At 55.0% G+C, this 2,629-nt stretch carries 3 protein-coding genes; all 3 read right to left on the minus strand.

The features are described 5' to 3' along the window. A partial coding sequence (locus B2R17_RS16485; RefSeq protein ID WP_286764841.1) for a hypothetical protein occupies positions 1–223 on the minus strand: 223 nt, incomplete at its 3' end. Then, the gene (locus tag B2R17_RS16490; RefSeq protein ID WP_286764842.1) at positions 223–558 is read right to left on the minus strand and encodes a hypothetical protein; all 336 of its coding nucleotides are present in this window, start codon (positions 556–558) and stop codon (positions 223–225) included. The genes B2R17_RS16490 and B2R17_RS16485, both read right to left, overlap by 1 nt. A gap of 260 nt (positions 559–818) precedes the next feature. Further along, positions 819–1,598 (minus strand): hypothetical protein, encoded by a 780-nt coding sequence (locus B2R17_RS16495; protein ID WP_286764843.1) that lies wholly within the window; start codon positions 1,596–1,598, stop codon positions 819–821. Between the last annotated feature and the right edge of the window lie 1,031 nt (positions 1,599–2,629).

Consider the following 2,629-nt stretch of genomic DNA (forward strand, 5'->3'; position numbering starts at 1 on the left):
GCTTGGTGAATAATGCGGGATGATACGCGAACGACAGACGAGCCATATCGTCCCGCCGTTGCTGCCCCCAACCATGTACTTCTTGCCACAACATCAATTCAGCCAACGTCTGAAACGAGATGACAAGTTGCTTGCCATCCAGAGCCTGTGCGTAGCTTAAAAAGCGAGAATCGTTCTTCAGGTAAAAAGAGTGGACATCGGTATCCACAACAACGCGGTTCATCAGCGGCCCACACCTCGCGTTGACGTGTCCTTGCAGGATTCGCTGATAAAGCTCAGAAAGTCATCCACGGATTGCTCCTGCGGCCAGGTACCTGCAGGGCATGATTTGCCAGCATCGAAGGGAGCAACGTCTTGCTGCTTCGGAAGCAACTCAGTGTCCACTCGCTCGGGCATCGCCTCGATTGCTTCTCCGTCGCTACTTGCTTGGCTCGCCGCTTGCTGGTTGGCGAGCAGCTCGAGAACACGCATCAAAGCCGTTTCCGTGTTGGGAAACGCTCCACTCGCCACGAGACCAATCAAAACGCTCTCGTATCCCTGGGGTATATCGATGGTCATTGTGGCCACCTCCCTTGTTTTTCGCTGCATTCGCTGAATGCAATCACCACACGAGCCTATCGTTTAGTCAATCAATTTGAAGCCGCTTGCTACTTGAGTTCCTCCGACAGTCGTTTGAAACCGGGGCTTTTTTCGAATCTTCGCTCGATGACCAGTTCGCTCACAACCGGCTCAACGTCGAGAGTCAATGCGGAGGTCAATCGGTCAGCATGAAACTTGGATGGCCCCATCTTTCCTTATTCAATGTCGGATCGTACTTGCTACATCGGTGGAAAGTGGATGCTTGGGTGTCCTGGCGCGATGACGTTCAACAGCAACACGACCATGGGGATCGAGGCAAGAATCGGAAGAAGCACCACGATCGGGTACATCCACCAGCGCGGCTGCCTGCGATCCGAGCAATGGAAGAACAATTGGGAGGGCAGATAAACAAGCAATCCATAGACGAGAATCCACTGTGCCAGCATCAGCGGGTTCGGCCCCGAAAACAGAGCCTCGTTGACGAATCCAGTGAGTCCGTAGCAAACGAACGCAGCAAATGGTGAGAACGAATATCTCTTCAGCAGCAAGCCCCACGCTAGGAACTGTGGCAGGAACACGACCACGCTGTGATACAGAACGACGTCCAAAAAATTTGCCGAGGCGGTGATGTAGACCTCGCCGATCTCGGCTCCGAACAGCGGTGCACAGTTCGTCATGCCGGTTGTAATGGCTTCTTCCAGCAGCGCCAGCAGCGTTACGAATCCGAAGAATATGGCGACCCGGTTTCCAGCATTTCTTCGGCCGAAATCCCGGACCTTGTCGCGTAGGGCAACCGAGGCCACTCCGAACCCAACGATCCAGAGAAGCGTCAACCCCCACAGCATCTTTGACATCACAGCCAGCTTCGAATCCTCCAGACCGGCGAGCGTCAGGAAGCAAAGAATGACTAGATGCCAAAACCCAAGCACGAGAACGAAACCGGTTCGGAAGGGTGTAGTCTGTTTCTTTGGTATTTGCATCTGAGCTGCGACAACAAGGCTTTTCGTATTGGAGATCATGGAATCTAGATAGATATTCGATGGCCCTAGCCGATTATTGGGTCTCAGATGTGAACTTTTTGTTGCGCGTGAAAAAGGCAAAAGGGCCACCCAAATCCCTAACTTGTCTTGCCGGGGGCTGCGTAGGATTGCCTGATCGCTGCCCCACGCCGGAGACTCCCGATGCCTCGAAAGCCTCGTTGCGAAGTTGCTGATCCTACCGAAGTGCAAGTCTTGCATGCCGTTCAGCGGTGCGTCAGGCGGGCTTTCCTGTGCGGAAAGGACTCATTCACGGGTCAATCGTTCGAGCATCGGCGGAAGTGAATTCGGAATCGACTGGAGTTCCTCGCCAGCGTTTTCGGGATGGATTGCCTGACCTACACCGTGCTGAGCAATCATCTGCACGTCGTGTTGCGCAGTCGCCCGGACGTGATGGCCGCGTGGCCGGACGAAGCGGTCGACTGTTGCGTCAAGGGAAGGTGGGGGTGATCCCAGATCACTTGGCCCCGATCCTGAATCGTGTCGTTTTGGACGCCACAGCATGGTGTGAAGTTGTCAGCAAATTCGGCCGCGTCTTCAAGCGTGCTGTAGGAACGCTCGAGAGCCTGGCGAGGGAGGCGACTCGGCGTGGCCAACACTGGATCTGAGCCCTCGAGAACCCGCAGGGTTTGTCACCGGGTTAACAGACCCATTCTTCAAGACTGAATGCCAACTCCAGAACCCCGACCGGGATTTCTGCTGCGCCCTGCCAGCCATCGCTGGTGGATGGCTCCCTAAACCACCACTTCGTACACTCAGTTCGCCCCAATTTTCAACTGAAGATCACAGCCGAGCAGGGTGATACTTGGGTGGCCCCTTCTTTTGCTTTTGGCCCCAATGTGTCGAGCCATTCCGCGGGACGCAGCTAAGCAGTTCGGCAGGAATGATCGGGTAGAACCTCACGTAGGCGAGTCTCTCTGAGACTCGCAAATGACTGCGTCTCGGAGAGACGCCGCTACATGATCAAGCCCAAGGGAAACCCGCTCACGTGCTTAGAACCTATCCGAGAACCG

The organism is Rhodopirellula sp. UBA1907, assembly GCF_002337565.1.
GTDB lineage: Bacteria > Planctomycetota > Planctomycetia > Pirellulales > Pirellulaceae > Rhodopirellula > Rhodopirellula europaea.